Below are 17,986 nucleotides of genomic sequence, written 5' to 3'. Positions count from 1 at the left end.
ATTCCCACGATGAGTCGGAGAGTTCGTAACGCTTTGCCATGCGGGCCTCCAGCCAATCATGGCGGCAATTCTACCCCAGCCGACTTTTCGTACAAAACCTAACCATGAAACCCGACATCCATCCCTCTTACCGTACTGTGCTGTTCCACGACACCGCTGCCGACGTCTACTTCCTGATCGGCTCGACCGTAGACACAGACCGTACGCAGCAGCACACCGACGGCAACACCCATCCTTATGTCGCGCTAGACGTGTCCAGCGCCTCGCACCCGATGTATACCGGGCAGCAGCGCAAGACCACCAACGAGGGCCGGATCGCGGGTTTCAACAAGCGTTTCGCCACCTTCGGCTCTGGCGGCAAGAAAGAAACCGCAGCGGCTCAATGAGCTGTCTGACCTCCCGGTGATGGGCATTTCGCATGGATTGCCCACCACCGGGTTTTTTTTGCCTGAATTCCAGGCGTATGGCCAATCATCTGCTGGACTAACAGCCAACATTGCTTTTATGTTCGCGGCCTGAAAAACAGGAGTAACCGCTTTGAAAAAGTCAGTCGCCATCGTTTTCGGTGGGCAATCCAGCGAGCATGAGGTTTCGTTGCAGTCGGCACGCAACGTGATCAATGCGATTGATCGTGAACGCTATACGCTGACCCTGATCGGCGTCGACAAGCTGGGCCGCTGGTTGCGCTTCGACGAGGGCGACTACCTGCTCAATGCCAATGATCCTGCGCGGATCAAACTGAGCGCATCCGGCAAGCAGTTGTCGCTGTTGCCTGGCAGCACTGGTGGCCAGTTTGTCGAGGTCGATACAGGCAAGCCACTGGCAGCCATTGACGTGGTATTTCCGCTGATCCACGGCGCGTTTGGTGAGGACGGTGCGTTGCAAGGCGTGCTGCGCATGCTGGCCGTTCCGTTTGTCGGCGCTGACGTACTCGCCTCGGCGGCGTGTATGGACAAAGACGTGACCAAGCGTCTGCTGCGCGATGCAGGCATTGCTGTCGCGCCGTTCATGGTGCTCAGCCGTGCGGAAACCTTGTCGTTCGCTGATGCAGCCACGCAATTGGGCCTGCCGATGTTCGTCAAGCCGGCCAATCAAGGCTCGTCGGTGGGCGTCAGCAAAGTGTCTGACGAGGCTGGCTTCGTGGCTGCGCTGGCATTGGGTTTCGAATTTGACCACAAGCTGCTGATCGAGCAGGGCATCGTCGGCCGGGAAGTGGAGTGCGCGGTACTGGGTAACTTCGATGCGCAGGTCAGTGTCTGTGGCGAAGTGATTGCCAACGACGAGTTCTACGCCTACGACACCAAGTACCTGAATGGTGATCAGGCGCGCATCGCGATACCCGCCGAGTTTCCTGCCGATCTGAGTGATCAGGTGCGTGAAGTCGCGTTGCAGGCTTACAAGGTGCTGGGTTGCGCAGGGCTTTCGCGGGTCGATTTCTTCGTTACCGACACGCGTGACATCATCATCAATGAGGTCAACACGCTGCCTGGCTTCACCTCCATCAGCATGTACCCCAAGCTCTGGCAGGCCAGCGGTCTGACCTACGCCGAACTGATCCATCGCCTGATCGTGCTGGCCCTTGAGCGCGCTGATCAGGCACGTTTGCTGAAAACGGAAATCTTTGCATGAAGATAATCCGCATCGCGGCGGCGCTGCTGATCGGCACAGACGGCCGGACCCTGCTGGTGCGCAAGCGCGGCACTCAGGCATTCATGCAACCGGGCGGCAAGATCGAACCTGGCGAACCGGCACCGCGGGCGCTGGCCAGGGAGCTTGAAGAAGAACTCGGGCTGATCATCGATCCGCAGCAGGCGCTGTTTCTCGGCGAGTTCGTTGCACCGGCTGCCAATGAGCCAGGTTTTGAGGTGTGTTGTCAGCTTTACGAGGTCAGATCTGATGCCCAGGTTCTGCCCGCCGCCGAGATCGAAGAAGTACTCTGGGTCGGCGCAGACAGTCTTGCGGATGTGCATCTGGCTCCGCTGACACGCGACCTGATCCTGCCGTTGTACCGCCAGCGGCAAACCCGAGCGAACTGAACCCGTGTCGTCCTGTGCCTTGGCGCAGGACGACACTGTCAGCGAACCACACTCACCCCGTCCAGCGTTGAAAACGAGGTGTCCTTGGCGGTCAGCAGGAAATCGCGCATGTACGGTGCGTCGAGCATGTCGGCGCGAATACCGGCATACAGCGTTGCGAACAGTCCTTTCTCACCCAGGCGCTTGGCCTTCACATAACCGCGTGAGCTGTATTCATGCAGCGCCCAGTGCGGCATCCCACAGACCCCGCGTCCGCTGGCGACCAGTTGCATCATCATCACCGTCAATTCCGAGGTTCGTACCTGTGCAGGCTCGATATCGGCGGGCTCCAGAAAACGGGTAAAGATGTCCAGTCGGTCGCGCTCCACCGGGTAGGTGATCAGCGTTTCGCTGAGCAGGTCTTCTGGAACAATGTACGGCCGGCCCGCCAGCGCGTGTTGATTGGCCACCGCCAGCATCGCTTCATAGGTGAACAGCGGCACGTAGGTGATGCCGGGCAATTCCAGCGGGTCGGACGTCACCACCAAGTCCAGGTCACCACGCGCCAGCGCGGGCAATGGTGCAAACGAGAAGCCGGAAGACAGGTCCAGTTCGACCTCGGGCCAGGCATCGCGGAACTGGTCGATGGTCGGCATCAGCCATTGAAAACAGCTGTGGCATTCGATTGCCATGTGCAGCCTTCCCGCGGTGCCGCCTGCCAGACGGGCGATGTCACGCTCGGCACTGCGCAGTTGCGGCAGCATGGAATCGGCCAATTGCAGCAGGCGCAGACCGGCGCTGGTAAACCGTACCGGTTTGGTCTTGCGCACAAACAGCGGCATGCCCATGCGCTCTTCCAGTTCCTTGAACTGATGGGACAGCGCCGACTGCGTCAGATGCAGGCGTTCGGCGGCCTCCACAAGGCTGTCGGCCTCGCGCAGGGCGTGCAGGGTTTTGAGGTGGCGTATTTCAAGCACCGTCAGTGCTCCATGAGCAGTATTTGTGATCAACACGAAAAAAATGAGTTTGTCTCATGTTGTGTCAGCTGTCGACAATAGACCCATCTTTTATGGAGGACGCATCGTGGCCCTGACTCAACACCCTGACTATTTTCACATTGGCGCAGACCGTGAATTGCAGCACGCTCTGCAGGCTTTCTGGAAACAGGATCAGGGTGTTGCGACAACTGACGCCGAACTGCGCAGCTGGTTGATGGCGCGTTACCCGCAGCAGGTGCCACACCTGAAACGCGACCAGCGTTTTCAGCCTGATTGGGCACCGCTGCTGGCGAGCGTCGCTGAAGCGTGCGAGCAAGGCCGCAAGCCCGCATTGATCGGTCCTCTGACACTGCTCTGGCTAAGTGACGTTCAGGGTGACCAGGTAGATCGCCTCGACCTGCTGGAGCATCTGCTGCCGGTGTATGGCGAGATCTTCGGGCGTCTGGCGGCGCGCGGTGTCGAGTGGATTCAGATCGACGAACCGATCCTGGCGCTCGACCTGCCGCTGGCATGGAGCAACGCCTTCGAACGTGCCTATCACATTCTTCAGTATTCGCCGTTGAAGAAGCTCATTGGTCTTTATCACGGTGACCTGCGGCCCAACCTGGGTGCAGGGTTGCATCTGGACAGCGTGACCGAACCGGAGCTGCTGGCTCCGGTGTTTGATCGTCTGCCGGTTTACAAGGTCCTGTCCTTGGGCGAGTGCGACACGCATTCGGGCTGGCACCAGGAGTCACTCCTCGAAGCGCGCGCCCGTTTTGGAGAAAACCTGATGGTGGCGGATCAGTTCGCCGCGTAACGCAACACTCGATTAACGACCGCTCAGCGCCATTCATCAAACTGTCACGCAAGTGTGGCACCGCGCTTGGGGAAACATCATCAGACTCGCGGCCTACTGGGGATCTGTTTTTTGGTGTTTTTCATGCGGGTTTTAATTTTTCTGGCCGCGCTTCTGTGCGGCTTGCCGTCTTTTGCGGCCGATCGTTGTGATGTCGATGTTCCTGTACAGCATGCTGACCTTAAAGAGGTACGAATTGCCTATCAAAGCATCGGCAGTGAGTCCGACCCTGCCTTGCTGTTGGTAATGGGCCTTGGCGGGCAGTTGATTCATTGGCCGGACGAGGTTGTGGTTGCGCTGTGTCAGCAGGGCTACCGGGTGATTCGCTACGACAATCGCGACGTCGGTCTGTCTACCTGGGTGCAACAGCCAGCCGAGGCCAACCTGACCTTTGAAGTGCTGCGCTACAAGCTGGGCCTGCCGGTCTCTGCGCCGTATTCGCTGACCGATATGGCCGATGATGCCTTGGGCCTGATGGACGCCTTGCAGATTCGCCAGTTTCACGTTCTTGGCGCGAGCATGGGCGGCATGATTGCCCAGCACCTGGCCGATCTGGCCCCGTCGCGGGTCGAAAGCCTGACGCTGATCATGACCAGCTCCGGTGCGCAGGGCTTGCCTATGCCCAGTGCGGCGTTGATGCAACTGCTGGCGCGGCGCGGCGCACCCAACCGGGAAATGGCCATCGAGCAGCAGGCCGATCTGCTTGCGGCGCTGGGCAGCCCGCAGGTCAAGGATGATCGCCAGCAACTGCTGCATCAGGCTGCGGTGTCCTACGACCGGGCCTTCAATCCCGAGGGCGTCAAGCGTCAGATCATGGCGATTCTGGCCGAGCCGAGCCGGGTGGAGTTGCTGAACCGTCTGCGCCTGCCGGTGCTGGTCGTGCATGGCACGGCTGATCCATTGTTGCCGGTCATGCATGGTGTGCATGTGGCCGCGCACATTCAGGGCAGCCAGTTGCGCCTGATTCCGGGGCTGGCTCACCGTTTTCAGGAAGCCTTCAAGGCACCGTTGCTCGGGGCTGTGCTGCCGTACCTGAAAGCCCAGCATGAAGACGGTCGCAGCCTTGCCCAACTGTAAAGCCTGCCCGGTTGTCAGGCACTGACAGAGGTGTATCGTATGGCCCTTGCTTATTGAATCTGCTGACTGAAAAGGGCCGATATGACGACTGCACTGAAGATCGATTTCATCTCCGATGTTTCCTGCCCCTGGTGTGTCATCGGCCTGCGCGCGCTGGATCAGGCGCTGGAGGCGCTGGGGGATGAAGTGCAAGCGCACATCCACTTCCAGCCTTTCGAGTTGAACCCGAACATGCCTGCCGAAGGGCAGGACATCAAAGAGCACATCGCCGAAAAATATGGCTCTACGCCAGAACAGATCGAAAGCATTCACGAGACGATTCGTGCGCGCGGTGCCGAGCTGGGCTTCACCTTTGCCAAGGGCGAGCGACGTATCTACAACACGTTCGATGCTCATCGCCTGTTGCACTGGGCCGAACAACAAGGCAAGCAGTACGCATTGAAGCAGGCGCTGTTCGAAGCCTATTTCAGTTACCTGAAAGATCCGTCCAGCCACCAGACCCTGGCAGACGTAGCGCAGAAGGTCGGCCTGGACCGTTTGCGTGCTCAGGCCATCCTCGACAGCGGCGAGTACACCGCAGAGGTCCGCGAAGCCGAGCAACTCTGGACATCCCGCGGTATCACCTCCGTGCCGACCATGGTCTTCAACGACCAGTACGCGGTATCGGGCGGGCAGCCGGTTGAAGTGTTCGTCAGCGCGATCCGGCAGATGCTCAGCGAGTCGAAGTAAGGTACTGCCTGTGCAGGGTCGGTGTCGTGCGGACGCCTATCGTTCCGCACGCTCCAGCGTGGGAATGCAGTGGGTGACGCTCTGCGTCACAGATCTGCGCGATACCGCACACTCAAGATTGGACACAGTGCTCAAAGCCCGTATTTCTTGACCTTGTCGAACAAGGTGGTCTTGGCCATGCCCAGTTCCTGACTGGCCTGGCTGAGGTTGCCGCCGCTGCGTTGCAGGGCCTCGCTGAGCAGGGATCGTTCGAAGGCCTCAACCGCTTCGGCAAACCCCAGGCTTTGATTTTCACTGACCGTGCCTGCCTGTTTGAACGCCGGCAGACCCAAGGCAAACCGCTCGGCTACGTTGCGCAGCTCCCTCACGTTACCCGGCCAGTCGTGGCTCATCAGGCTTGAACTGGTCTGTCTGTCCAGCGTCGGCGGCTCACGGTCGAAGCGCAATGACGACAACTGCAGGAAGTGTTCGAACAGTTGCAGAATGTCTTCGCGGCGCTCACGCAATGGCGGCAGCTCCAGCGTGACGACGTTCAGACGGTAATACAGGTCGCTGCGGAACTGACTGGTCTTGCTCAGTGCATTGAGGTCGGATTTGGTCGCCGCAATGACCCGGCAATCCACTGCAACACTTTGGTTCGAACCAAGCCGCTCCAGAGTTCGTTCCTGGAGGACGCGCAACAGTTTGATCTGCAGGTTGACCGGCATGCTTTCCACTTCATCGAGAAACAGCGTGCCATTGTGGGCGTGTTCGATCTTGCCGATGCGCCGCTTGCCCGCGCCGGTAAATGCATTGGCTTCGTGACCGAAAATTTCCGACTCGAACAGGCTTTCTGCCAGCCCGCCGCAATTGAGTGCCACGAACTGACTGTCCTTGCGTCGGCTGAAGTCGTGCAGGCAGCGCGCGACTAGCTCCTTGCCGGTGCCGGTCTCGCCTTCGATCAGCACATTGGCCGACGTATCGGCGACGTTGGTAATCAATGCGCGCAGGTTTTGCATGGCGGGGGAGCGGCCGATGATCCGGCCTTCCAGCGAATCGCGTTCGGCAAGTTGCTTGCGCAACGCCCAGACTTCACGGGCCAGCCCGCGCTGCTCCAGCGCGCGCCGGGTGACGTCGACCAGACGCTCGGGAGAAAAGGGTTTCTCCATGAAATCGTAAGCACCATCGCGCATTGCGTTGACGGCCATGGTGATGTCGCCGTGGCCGGTGATCAGCACCACCGGCAGGCTGCTGTCACGCGCCTTGAGGCGGCTCAATAATTCCAGCCCGTCGATACCCGGCAAACGAATGTCGCTGATGACGATACCGACAAAATTGTCACCGATGCGCTTGAGGGCGTCTTCGGCGCTGGATACGCCTTCGCTGGCAATGTCTTCCAGCGCCAGCGCCTGCTGGCAGCCGAGCAACACATGCGGGTCGTCTTCGACGATCAGCACGGTCAGGTCGCTGTTGATGCTCATGGGTGTCGTCTCATGTCAGTCCACCTGGGCCGGGGCCGCTCGGGCGATTGTCGGTCGGGGCATCGGGGACAAATGGCAGGCTCAGGAAAAATGTTGTGCCGCCGTCACCTGGGTGCTCTGCGCTCAGGCTGCCCCCGGCTGCGGCGGCGAGGCTCGCCGACAGGGTCAGGCCCAGTCCCAGGCCTTGTTCGCCGGGTTTGGTGTTGAAGAAAGGTTCGAACAGGTGCTTGCGGGTTTTGGTATCGATGCCGTGCCCGTTATCACGTACCCGCAAGCGATAACGCCCGTCTTCAATTGACCCGGTGAGCCACAACTCGGGCGCTGGCTGGTTGAACATGGCATCCAGCGCATTGCCGATCAGATTGACCAGGATCTGTTCCAGGCGGGTCTGGTCGATGCTCAGGGTGGCGTCGACGAAGTCTCGGTGTAACGTCAGGCCAGACTGCTCCAGGCGTACGCCCAGCAACTGCGCCGCCGCCTCGACGGCCTTGCTCAGTTGCGCCTGGCCCTGATCGTCGCCGCGTCGGGCGAATGCGCGCAGGCTGGCGGTAATGCGGCCCATGCGGTCGACCAGATCATTGATGGTGCGCAGGTTGGCACTGGCGGTGTCCAGCGCGCCTCGCTCAAGAAAACGCACGGTATTGCCGGACAAGGTGCGCAATGCCGCCAGAGGCTGGTTCAATTCATGAGCGATGCTGGTCGACATCTGGCCGATGGCCGCCAGCTTGCCAGCTTGCACCAACTCGTCCTGGGCTCTGCGCAGGGTGTCTTCAGCCTGTCTTCGTTCGCGAATCTGCGCCTTGAGGCGTTCGTTGCTGGCTCGCAGGTGTTCGGTACGCTCGGCGATCTTGCGTTCCAGCTCATTGTTCGCAGCCTGCAGCGCCTCTCTGGCCGCCAGTCGGGTCGAGATCACCTTGCGCCGCTCGTTCCAGGCAATCAGCAGAAAGGTCACTAGCGCGCAGGCCACAGCTACCAGCATGCCCTGATTGGCCGCTTCACGGCGTAGGTCTTCCAGTGGCGTAAGCAGCGTCAGGTGCCAGGCGGTATCGCTCAGCGGACGGCTCTGGGCCAGATAACTGACCTGCTTGTGTTCCCGATCGACACTGACGTTGGCCGGGAAAACAAGCTTTTCGACGCCTTCGGAGAGGGTTTCCCGCTCCAGTGGCACCAGTTCGTTAAGCGGCCACCAGTAATATTGCAGGCTACGGGCCAGGCGTTCCTTGACCTGCGGGGTGAGCGGTCGTACTGACTTCAGGCGCCGAGCCGGGTCGCTCGAGAGGATGATGATGCCGTTCTCGTCGCTGACAAACGCCTCCAGGCGCGCACGCTGCCAGCGTTCTTCCAGTGCTTCCAGGCGCACCTTGATCACGGCGACGCCGATGATCCGGCCTTTGTCTTCCAGCCCGTGGGCCAGGTAGTAACCCGATTCGCCCGTGGTGGTGCCAATCCCGTAAAAACGGCCGGGCAGTCCGCGCACCGCATCCTGAAAATAGGCGCGGAAGGACAGGTCTTCACCCTGATAACTGTCGGAATCACGCCAGTTGCTTGTGGCCAGCACCCGACCGGTGGTGTCCATCACATAAATGGCGCGGCTGCCGCTGCGTCGATTCATCCCTTCCAGATAGCGGTTGACCTGCTGCTGAAGCTCGGGACTCGGCTCGTTGAGCAACTGCGACACGCTGGATTCAAGCTCCAGCACGCTGGGTAAATAGGTGTATTTGCTGATTTCGCTCTCGACCGTGCGGGCATGCAGCTCCAGCTGGCGCTCACCGGTTTCGCGCAGGCTCTTGATACCGCTGTGTTCGCTGATCAGGTAGGCGATATAGCCCAGTCCGATCATCAGCATGAGGATCAGCGGCGGTAAAAACAGTTGGCGTATCAGACGAGGTTTCACGGCGAGTGATGGCGGCGCGGCGCGATACAGAGTGGGGTCGCATTTCATCACAGTCGTCCTGAACCGAACAGCTGCCCGCGAATGCGCAGGCAGCCGGCATTACCTAGTGCTGGAGAATCTTGGCGAGAAATTGCTGAGCGCGTTCCGAGCGTGCGCTGACGTCACCGAAAAACTCTTCTTTTTCGCAGTCTTCGACAATCTTTCCCTTGTCCATGAAAATCACCCGATTGGCGACCTTGCGAGCGAAGCCCATTTCGTGGGTCACGCACATCATGGTCATGCCTTCGTGCGCCAGTTGCACCATCACGTCGAGCACTTCGTTGACCATTTCGGGGTCCAGCGCAGATGTCGGTTCGTCAAACAGCATGACCACCGGGTCCATCGCCAGGGCGCGAGCGATGGCAACACGCTGTTGCTGACCACCGGAAAGCTGCCCGGGATGCTTGTGCGCATGCTCGGACAGGCCGACGCGGTCCAGCAGTTTCAGGCCTTTTTCGGTCGCTTCGGCCTTGCTGCGACCCAGTACCTTGATCTGCGCGATGGTCAGGTTTTCGACAATGCTCAGGTGCGGGAACAGTTCGAAGTGCTGAAACACCATGCCGACCCGCGAGCGCAGTTTTGGCAGATTGGTCTTCGAGTCGGAAATCGATGTGCCGTCGACGACAATGTCGCCTTTTTGAAACGGTTCCAGCGCATTCACGCATTTGATCAGGGTCGACTTGCCGGAACCGGAGGGCCCGCACACCACAACCACTTCACCTTTGCTGACCTCGGTGCTGCAATCGGTCAGCACCTGGAAGTCGCCATACCATTTGTTGACGTTTTTGATGGAAATCATACGGCAAACCTTTTTTGCAGACGCTTCACCAGCAGCGAGGCGGCAAAGCTGATCGTGAAATACACCAGACCGGCAATGATCAGGAACTCGTTGGCGCGCCCGATAATGTCGCCACTGGAGCGCGATGCATTGAGAAAGTCCACAAGGCCCAAGGTGTACACCAGAGAGGTGTCCTGGAACAGAATGATGCTCTGTTGCAGCAACAGCGGCGTCATCTTGCGAAACGCCTGGGGCAGGATGATCAGTCGCATCATCTGCGAGTAATTCATGCCCAACGCCTGGGCTGCGCCCATCTGTCCTTTGGAAATCGACTGCACGCCGGCACGGACGATTTCGCAGAAGTACGCGGCTTCGAACATCATGAAGGCCACGACACAGGAAGCGAAGGCCCCGATGGGCGTGTCTTCACCGGTAATCCAGCGCAACACGAATGGCACTGCGAGGTAGAACCAGGTGATCACCAGCAGCAGCGGGATCGAACGGAAGTAGTTAACGTAAGCGCCAGCCACATTGGCCAGCAGCTTGTTTGATGACAGGCGCATCAACGCCAGCAAAGTGCCAAGCACCAGGCCGCCGACAACACCCATTGCCATCAGCTTGAGGGTCATGACCATGCCGTTCCACAGGCCGGGAATGGCCGGAACGATTCCAGTGAAGTCCATTATTTGCCCCCCAGCGAGATGAGTCCGGGTACAGCGACTTTCTTCTCTATCATGCGCATCAGCAGCATCAGGCTCATGTTCAGCGTGAAGTAGATGAGGGTTGTGAGCGTAAAGGCTTCAAACAGGTTGGCGGAAAACTCGGCGGTCTGTTTGGTCTGCGCGAGCAGCTCCATCAGGCCGATCAGTGATGCTACCGACGAGTTCTTGAACACGTTCAAGAATTCGGAAGTGAGCGGTGGAATGATGATCCGGTAAGCCTGTGGCAACAGCACGTTCCAGTAAATCTGTGGCAGCTTGAAGCCCATTGCACGCGCGGCCGATTCCTGGCCCTTTGGCAGTGCTTCAATGCCGGTACGCACCTGTTCGCAGACCCGTGCAGCGGTAAACAGACCCAGGCAGACCACCACGCTCAGGAACGCGGAGGTAGTCGGGTTTAGGTCCTGCTTGTACCACTCCTGCAGGTTTTCCGGCAGCAGGTCGGGCACCAGAAAGTACCAGATGAACAGCTGCACCAGCAGTGGCACATTACGGAAAATTTCCACGTATACCGTGGCAATACCCGATACCAGACGGCTTGGTACGGTGCGCATGACGCCCAGTACCGAACCCAGTATCAGGGCAATGATCCAGGCAACGACAGCAATGGCGATGGTCCAGCCCAGGCCGGATATGAACCAGTCCAGATAGGTCTCGCTGCCGACGCCGGTGGACTTGAAGAACACGCCCCAGTCCCAGTTGTAATTCATCAGGGTCTCCCCCTATTTTTCTATTTATATCGAGATGCACGCACTGTCGGACTTCGAGAGTGAGGAGCCGGCCCCGAACAGGTTTTGCCTGCCCGGGATGCGATCAGTTCAGGCTGGCTGAACCGGTTGCTCAGGCTTTCTTGTCTTCTGCGGCCTTGTCGGTCGGGTTCTGAATCAGTTCCTTGAGCTTGTCGCTCATCGGGAAATTCAGATTCAGCCCTTTAGGCGGGACGGGGGACATGAACCACTTGCTGTAGATGGCATTGATGTCGCCAGACTTGTAGGTGGCAACAATGGCGTCATCCACTGCCTTCTTGAACGGAGCATCGCCCTTGCGGACCATGCAGCCGTAGATTTCGTAGGATTGCGCAGTACCGGTCACTGCCCAGTCATCCGGCTTCTTGGCCTTGGCCATCTCGCCGGCCAGCAGCGCGTCGTCCATCATGAATGCGACCGCACGGCCAGACTCAAGCATCAGGAAGGATTCGCCGTGGTCCTTGGCCGAGATCACGTTCATGCCCATCTGCTTGTCGGCGTTCATCGCCTTGAGGATGCGCTCGGACGTTGTGCCTGCGGTGGTCACGACGTTCTTGCCTTTCAGGTCATCGAAGTCCTTGTAGCTGGAGTCTTTTTTCGACAGCAGGCGCGTGCCGACTTCGAAGATGCCGATGGAGAAGTCGACCTGCTGCTGACGCTCGACATTGTTGGTGGTCGAACCACATTCAACGTCGACGGTGCCGTTCTGAACCAGCGGAATACGGGTCTGAGACGTTACCAGGTTGTACTTGACCTTGAGGTCAGGCATGTCGAGGTCTTTCTTGATGGCTTCGACGATTTTCAGCTGGATGTCATGCGAGTAGCCCATCGGTACGCCAGAAGCGTCTGCGATGTAGGAAAACGGAATGGACGCGTCACGGTGGCCCAGCGTGATGGTGCCGGATTCCTTGATTTTCTTCAGGGTGCCGGTAAGTTCGGCGGCGAAAACCGGGGTGCTGATCAGAGCGGCAGTGATTGCTACGCCCAACAGGTGGGGAACGATGCGCATTGATGAATCCTTGATTTCATTTTTATTGATGGGGCCGCAATGGGAGGCAGCCCGCTTCTTGGCGAATGCTTCAACGGCGTCCTGTTCCAGACACACGCCCTGTCGAAACGCTCGGTTCAGAGTGTAGAGCATGAGTCGTGCCAAGCAGCTTGAATCAATCAAGGCTATGAATTTAAAAGATTTTATTCGTGATTGACGCGACGCCCGGAATCGAAGCGTCCGGGAAGCCGAATCAGGCAGAGCGAAATGTTCGGAAAACCGAATGCAACCGAGTATTCAGGGGGGAGGGCGGTGCAGAGGAACAAACCTGTTCGCCGCGCGATGGGCGAACAGGTGGTATGCGAGCTATCAGGCAGCCTCGATAGCGGCCTTGTTGCGCACAACGGTTTCCAGATAGCTGCGCACAGCGGCCTGTTCTTCAGGCGTGGTGAACAAGCCAAGCTTGGTACGGCGCCACAGGATGTCTTCGATGCTGGTAGCCCATTCCTGGTCGCACAGGTAATCGACCTCTCGAGTGTACAGACCTGCACCCAGATGCTGGCCGAGGTCTTCCAGACCTTGCGCGCCTTCCAGCAAACGCCAGCTGCGGCTGCCGTAGGTAATCGCCCAGCGTTTGGCGATAGGCGCGGGCAGCCAACTGAAGCGGCGAGTCATTTCTGCTGCCAGGGCTTCTGGCGTGGTCATATCTTCGCCGCCTGGCAGTGCTGCCTTGGCCGTCCAGCTCGGTTTCATCTGCTTGAAGAACGGTGCCAATTGCGTCATCGCCGATTCGGCCAGTTTGCGGTAGGTGGTCAGCTTGCCGCCGAACACCGACAGAATTGGCGCCTCGTCCGCGCCGCCTGACAACGAAAGCGTGTAATCACGGGTAATGGCAGACGGATTATCGGACTCGTCGTTGCACAGCGGGCGCACGCCAGAGAATGTGTGGAGCACGTCTGCGCGACTCAACTGTTTCTTGAAGTGGTCGTTGGCCACTTTCAGCACGTAATCCATCTCGCCTTCGGTGATGTCCACCTTGTTCGGATCGCCCTGATACTCACGGTCGGTGGTGCCGACGATGGTGAAGTGCTCCAGGTACGGAATCGTGAACACGATGCGCTTGTCTTCGTTCTGCAGAATGAACGCGTGCTCACCCTCGTACAGTTTCGGCACGATCAGGTGGCTGCCTTGAATCAGGCGGATGCCGTAAGCCGAATCGAGCTTGAGGTCTTCACGGATGAACTTGGCCACCCACGGGCCTGCCGCATTGACCAATGCCTTGGCGTGGATCGAGAACAGGCTGCCGTCGCTGCGCTCAAGATGCAGATGCCACATGCCCTTGATACGGCGGGCGCTGACACAGCGAGTCTGAGTATGAATGTGCGCGCCGTTTTCACGCGCTGCCATGGCGTTGAGCACCACCAGACGAGCGTCGTCGACCCAGCAATCGGAGTATTCGAAGCCACGGGTGATGCTCGAGTTGAGCGGACTATCCGCACCAAAACGAATGGTTTTCGAGGCGGGCAGCTTTTCGCGCTTGCCGAGGTTGTCATACAGGAACATGCCGGCACGAATCATCCACGCTGGACGCAGGTGCGGGCGGTGCGGCAAGACAAAGCGCATGGGTTTAACGATGTGCGGCGCCTTGGCAAGCAACACTTCGCGCTCTGCGAGTGCCTCGCGGACCAGGCGGAAGTCGTAGTGCTCAAGATAGCGCAGGCCGCCATGAATCAGCTTGCTGCTGGCCGAGGACGTGTGGCTGGCCAAGTCGTCCTTCTCGCAAAGAAAAACCGACAGGCCGCGACCGGAGGCATCCGCCGCAATACCGACACCATTGATGCCACCGCCAATAACGGCGATGTCGTAAACCTCGGAGAGGGGTTGGGTTGGCACGGTAGTGTGGGGCATTGGTGGCCTCCTGGACAATTCGTGAGCAAAGCTCGAAAGGCGAATCTGAACATTAATGTTCACTTTCGAAAATAATAGCTCAATAAAATGACCCTTGCTAGCGAGTATCGATTGAAAATACTGATGGTGAAGTCAGGAAAAGAACAAAAATGAACATTGTAGGGCGGGATGTCACGCGGGGGATGATCGTACTATCTGATGCTTTTCGTTCTGCACGCGCCAGCCTAGACACCTCTCGTGTCTCAGGCTCCAGCGGGAATGCAGATCGCGACGCTCTGGCCGCAAGAGGACGCAGAGCGTCCAGAAAGGCATGCGAAGCGGAGCGTCGCACGATATTCGGCGCTCTGCGTAACACATCTGCGCCGCGCCTCATATTCAGGATAGGGCGCAGAGTGTCCAGAACGGCATGCGTTATCGCGGACAACGCTCGTTCCTGACAATCACACCACTTCCAGACGAATCTTGTGCTGGGTCAGCAGTTGTTGCAGTGCGGGCACAGGTGGCTGATCGGTGACCAGGCAATCGATGAGGGTGATTGGCCCCAACCGGACCATCGCATTGCGCCCGAACTTGCTGGAGTCAGCGGCAAGCAGCACTTTGCGTGCGTTGGCGATGATCGCCTGGGAAACCCGTACTTCCTGATAATCGAAATCCAGCAGGCTGCCGTCTTCATCAATGCCACTGATGCCGACCAGCGCGAAGTCCACCTTGAACTGGGTAATGAAGTCGATACTGCCCTGGCCCACCACGCCGCCGTCACGACGCACATTGCCACCGGCTATAAGGACCTCGAAATCATCCTTGGTACTGAGGATCGATGCCACATGTAGGTTATTGGTGATGATCTTCAGGTTGTTGTGGTTGAGCAGGGCGCGTGCGATGGATTCGGTGGTGGTGCCGATATTGATGAACAACGAGGCGTTGTCCGGGATCTGCGCGGCGATGGCCTCGGCGATCCGTTGTTTTTCGTCGCGCATCTGATCCGCACGCATGGCGTAGGCGGTGTTTTCGATGCTGGAGTCATAGGCCGCGCCGCCGTGGTAGCGCCGCAGCAGATTCATTTCCGCCAGTTGATTGATATCACGGCGGATGGTTTGTGGGGTCACGACGAACAGCGTCGCCATTTCCTCGATGCTGACGTAACCACGGTCACGGACCAGTTCGAGGATCTGTTGTTGGCGGGGAGGCAGGTTCATTGTTTTTCCTTGAGCGCCCTCTGCAAATGGCGCCCATCATGCCGCAGGCAAGTGTGACCTGTCAGCCGGAATCCTGTCCCCTCCGCACAACAGCGGGTATCACTCTTCGTTTTCGTGCGGTTCCCAGTCACGGGTGCGCGCGACAGCTTTTTGCCAGCCCGCGTAGAGTTTCTCGCGGTGGGCCTCTTCGCAGGAAGGTTCGAACACGCGCTCGATCACCGCCTTGTTGCGCAACTCGTCCAGGCTGCTCCAGAACCCGATCGCCAGGCCGGCCAGGAACGCGGCGCCCAAGGCTGTTGTTTCACGCATTTGCGGGCGTTCGACGTGGGTGCCGAGAATGTCCGCCTGGAACTGCATCAGGAAGTTGTTGGCTACCGCACCGCCATCTACACGCAGTGACTTGAGGCGTTCGCCAGAGTCCTGCTGCATGGCATCAAGTACGTCGCGGGTCTGATAAGCGATGGATTCCAGCGCTGCACGGATGATGTGATCAACCTTCACGCCGCGGGTCAGGCCGAACAGAGCGCCTCGCGCATACGGGTCCCAGTAAGGTGCGCCCAGGCCCGTGAACGCCGGCACCAGGTACACGCCGTTTCTGTCCTTGACCTTGCTGGCAAAGTATTCGGTGTCCAGCGCGTCGTTGATGAGCTTGAGTTCGTCACGCAGCCACTGCACGGTCGAGCCACCGTTGAAGACCGCGCCTTCCAGTGCATAGGCCACTTCACCACGCGGGCCGCAGCCGATGGTGGTCAGCATGCCGTGCGCCGATTTCACCGCTTTCTTGCCGGTGTTCATCAGCAGGAAGCAGCCGGTACCGTAGGTATTCTTGGCCTGGCCTGGTTCGACACACATCTGGCCGAACAACGCCGCCTGCTGGTCGCCTGCGATACCGGCAATCGGCATGCCGCTTTTGCTGTGACCGTAGACCTCGGAGGAGGCTTTGACCTCTGGCAGGATCTCGCGCGGGATATCCAGCACGTCGAGCATGCGCTGATCCCATTCCAGTGTATGGATGTTGAACAGCATGGTCCGCGAGGCGTTGGTGTAGTCGGTGACGTGAACCTTGCCGCCAGTGAATTTCCAGATCAGCCAGGTATCGATGGTGCCGAACATCAGCTCGCCTTTGCGGGCGCGCTCGCGGCTGCCTTCGACGTTGTCCAGGATCCACTTGACCTTCGAGCCGGAGAAGTACGGGTCAATCACCAGACCTGTGGTGTCCTTGATGTACTCCTCAAGACCGTCACGCTTGAGCTGCTGGCAGATCTCGGTGCTGCGTCGGCACTGCCAGACAATTGCGTTGTAGATAGGGCGGCCGGTATCGCGCTCCCAGATGACGGTGGTTTCGCGCTGGTTGGTGATGCCGATGGCAGCGATCTGGTTATGGTGCAGATCAGCCTGCGCCAGCGCCTTGGTCATGCACGCAGTCTGAGTGGCGAAGATTTCCATCGGGTCATGCTCGACCCAGCCTGCCTGCGGATAGTGCTGTACGAATTCGCTTTGGGCAGTGCTCACCACATTGGCATCGCGGTCGAAAATAATGGCGCGCGAGCTGGTGGTGCCCTGGTCAAGAGCAATGATGTAGTTCTTGTTCTGTGTGTCAGTCATGTCGATTGCCTTGCATTGTTGGGTGGGATTCAGTTGGGTGAGATTCAAATTGAGTGAAATTCAAGATGAAGCCTGAACTTTGCCGCGAACCACTGGAGCATTTTTTTCGTTTTCAACAGGATCGGCACTCGGCAGATGACGCGCAATCAGCGCGCGATAGCCAGCAGCACCAAGGCAGGCACCCAGGATGGGCGCAAAAATCGGAACCAGGAAATAAGGAATGTCACGACCACCGGTGAAGGCTATTTCACCCCAGCCAGCGAAGAACGTCATCAGCTTTGGGCCGAAGTCGCGCGCCGGGTTCATGGCAAAACCGGTCAGCGGGCCCATCGAGCTGCCGATCACCGCCACCAGCAGGCCGATCAGCAAGGGTGCCAGCGGGCCACGCGGCAAACCGTTGCTGTCATCGCCCAGAGCCATGATGACGCCCATCAGAATGGTGGTGATGACCACTTCGACCAGAAATGCCTGCCCCACGGAAATGGCAGGGTTTGGATAGGTCGAGAACACCGACGCCAGTTCAAGGCTCTGTTCGCTGCCGCGAATGATGTGGTGCGCATGTTCGAAGTCGAAAAAAAGACTGATGTACAACAGGTACACCAAGCCAGCTCCGCAGAACGCGCCTGCGATTTGCGCCGAGATATAAAAAGGCAATTTGCGTTTTTCGAAACCGGCAAACAGACTCAGCGCGATGCTGACGGCCGGGTTGAGGTGGGCACCTGAAATGCCGGCGCTGAGGTAGATCCCCATGCTGACGGCCATGCCCCAGATGATGCAGATTTCCCACAAGCCGAAAGTGGCTCCCGCGACCTTGAGCGCTGCAACGCATCCTGTGCCGAAAAAAATCATCAGGGCTGTGCCAAGAAATTCAGCTACACATTGCCCGGTGAGTGTCGGTTGTTTTAGGGTTTGTCTGAAAAGTCAGCCCGCAAGCATCTTTCGATGCAAGCCAGTGTGACCATCGCTTTAAAGCTACTTGCCAGCTTGTCGTAACGC

Annotated in this window: 16 protein-coding genes and 2 pseudogenes; 6 read left to right on the top strand and 12 right to left on the bottom strand. The window is 58.7% G+C overall.

The genetic code is table 11. The features are described from left to right. Positions 1-104: 104 nt before the first annotated feature. The 3 genes from AO277_RS01865 to AO277_RS01855 all read left to right on the top strand — a co-directional run bounded on the left by AO277_RS01865 (position 105) and on the right by AO277_RS01855 (position 2,036). On the top strand, positions 105-386 hold the full coding sequence (locus AO277_RS01865) for a type B 50S ribosomal protein L31 (protein WP_044319434.1): 282 nt from the start codon (positions 105-107) through the stop codon (positions 384-386). 151 nt (positions 387-537) lie between these two features. After that, entirely contained in the window at positions 538-1,629 is a 1,092-nt protein-coding gene (gene ddlA, locus AO277_RS01860) for a D-alanine--D-alanine ligase (protein WP_044319433.1), read from the top strand. Then, positions 1,626-2,036 carry an NUDIX hydrolase gene (locus tag AO277_RS01855; protein ID WP_004664074.1) on the top strand — a complete coding sequence of 137 codons (411 nt, stop codon included), beginning with the start codon at positions 1,626-1,628 and terminating at the stop codon, positions 2,034-2,036. Before ddlA ends, AO277_RS01855 begins: the two co-directional genes overlap by 4 nt. A 38-nt stretch (positions 2,037-2,074) precedes the next feature. On the opposite strand, the gene metR is transcribed toward AO277_RS01855, so the two are convergent. Further along, a complete protein-coding gene (gene metR / locus AO277_RS01850; protein ID WP_002554872.1) occupies positions 2,075-2,992 on the bottom strand; it encodes a transcriptional regulator MetR in 918 nt (305 codons plus the stop codon). 106 nt (positions 2,993-3,098) lie between these two features. On the opposite strand from metR, the gene AO277_RS01845 reads away from it, so the two are divergent. The 3 genes from AO277_RS01845 to AO277_RS01835 all read left to right on the top strand — a co-directional run bounded on the left by AO277_RS01845 (position 3,099) and on the right by AO277_RS01835 (position 5,657). After that, entirely contained in the window at positions 3,099-3,812 is a 714-nt protein-coding gene (locus tag AO277_RS01845) for a uroporphyrinogen decarboxylase/cobalamine-independent methonine synthase family protein (RefSeq protein WP_044319432.1), read from the top strand. A 123-nt stretch (positions 3,813-3,935) separates the two neighbouring features. Next, a complete protein-coding gene (locus AO277_RS01840; RefSeq protein WP_080164866.1) occupies positions 3,936-4,928 on the top strand; it encodes an alpha/beta fold hydrolase in 993 nt (330 codons plus the stop codon). An 81-nt stretch (positions 4,929-5,009) separates the two neighbouring features. Continuing rightward, the gene (locus AO277_RS01835; RefSeq protein ID WP_044319431.1) at positions 5,010-5,657 is read left to right on the top strand and encodes a DsbA family oxidoreductase; all 648 of its coding nucleotides are present in this window, start codon (positions 5,010-5,012) and stop codon (positions 5,655-5,657) included. A gap of 131 nt (positions 5,658-5,788) precedes the next feature. Here the strand turns inward: AO277_RS01835 and aauR are convergent, their stop codons facing one another. The 11 genes and pseudogenes from aauR to AO277_RS01770 form a co-directional block, all read right to left on the bottom strand. After that, positions 5,789-7,117 (bottom strand): two-component response regulator AauR, encoded by a 1,329-nt coding sequence (gene aauR, locus AO277_RS01825; protein WP_099258738.1) that lies wholly within the window; start codon positions 7,115-7,117, stop codon positions 5,789-5,791. A gap of 10 nt (positions 7,118-7,127) precedes the next feature. Next, positions 7,128-9,059, bottom strand: a complete 1,932-nt coding sequence (gene aauS / locus AO277_RS01820) for a two-component sensor histidine kinase AauS (protein ID WP_044319430.1) — start codon at positions 9,057-9,059, stop codon at positions 7,128-7,130. A gap of 55 nt (positions 9,060-9,114) precedes the next feature. Beyond that, positions 9,115-9,849 carry an amino acid ABC transporter ATP-binding protein gene (locus AO277_RS01815; protein WP_044319429.1) on the bottom strand — a complete coding sequence of 245 codons (735 nt, stop codon included), beginning with the start codon at positions 9,847-9,849 and terminating at the stop codon, positions 9,115-9,117. Continuing rightward, on the bottom strand, positions 9,846-10,514 hold the full coding sequence (locus AO277_RS01810) for an amino acid ABC transporter permease (protein WP_180273421.1): 669 nt from the start codon (positions 10,512-10,514) through the stop codon (positions 9,846-9,848). The genes AO277_RS01815 and AO277_RS01810 overlap by 4 nt, the downstream gene beginning before the upstream one ends. Beyond that, positions 10,511-11,257 (bottom strand): amino acid ABC transporter permease, encoded by a 747-nt coding sequence (locus tag AO277_RS01805; protein ID WP_044319427.1) that lies wholly within the window; start codon positions 11,255-11,257, stop codon positions 10,511-10,513. The genes AO277_RS01810 and AO277_RS01805 overlap by 4 nt, the downstream gene beginning before the upstream one ends. 130 nt (positions 11,258-11,387) lie before the next feature. After that, positions 11,388-12,302, bottom strand: coding sequence for a glutamate/aspartate ABC transporter substrate-binding protein (locus AO277_RS01800; protein WP_044319435.1), 915 nt, complete (start codon positions 12,300-12,302; stop codon positions 11,388-11,390). A gap of 348 nt (positions 12,303-12,650) precedes the next feature. Continuing rightward, positions 12,651-14,189 (bottom strand): glycerol-3-phosphate dehydrogenase, encoded by a 1,539-nt coding sequence (gene glpD / locus AO277_RS01795; protein ID WP_044319426.1) that lies wholly within the window; start codon positions 14,187-14,189, stop codon positions 12,651-12,653. A 440-nt stretch (positions 14,190-14,629) separates the two neighbouring features. Then, positions 14,630-15,385: a DeoR/GlpR family transcriptional regulator gene (locus tag AO277_RS01785; RefSeq protein ID WP_011169330.1), complete on the bottom strand. Its 756-nt coding sequence runs from the start codon at positions 15,383-15,385 to the stop codon at positions 14,630-14,632. Between the two features lie 99 nt (positions 15,386-15,484). Then, entirely contained in the window at positions 15,485-16,990 is a 1,506-nt protein-coding gene (glpK, locus tag AO277_RS01780; protein ID WP_044319425.1) for a glycerol kinase GlpK, read from the bottom strand. A gap of 60 nt (positions 16,991-17,050) precedes the next feature. After that, positions 17,051-17,887: pseudogene (locus AO277_RS01775) on the bottom strand (MIP/aquaporin family protein); the annotation flags it as partial. Positions 17,888-17,892: 5 nt separating this feature from the next. Beyond that, positions 17,893-17,986: pseudogene (locus AO277_RS01770) on the bottom strand (IS5/IS1182 family transposase); the annotation flags it as partial.

It is taken from the genome of Pseudomonas amygdali (assembly GCF_002699855.1).
GTDB classification, from domain to species: Bacteria; Pseudomonadota; Gammaproteobacteria; order Pseudomonadales; family Pseudomonadaceae; genus Aquipseudomonas; species Aquipseudomonas amygdali.
The sequence above is the reverse complement of the archived record's forward strand: the minus strand, read 5'-3'. Positions and strand labels throughout refer to the sequence as shown.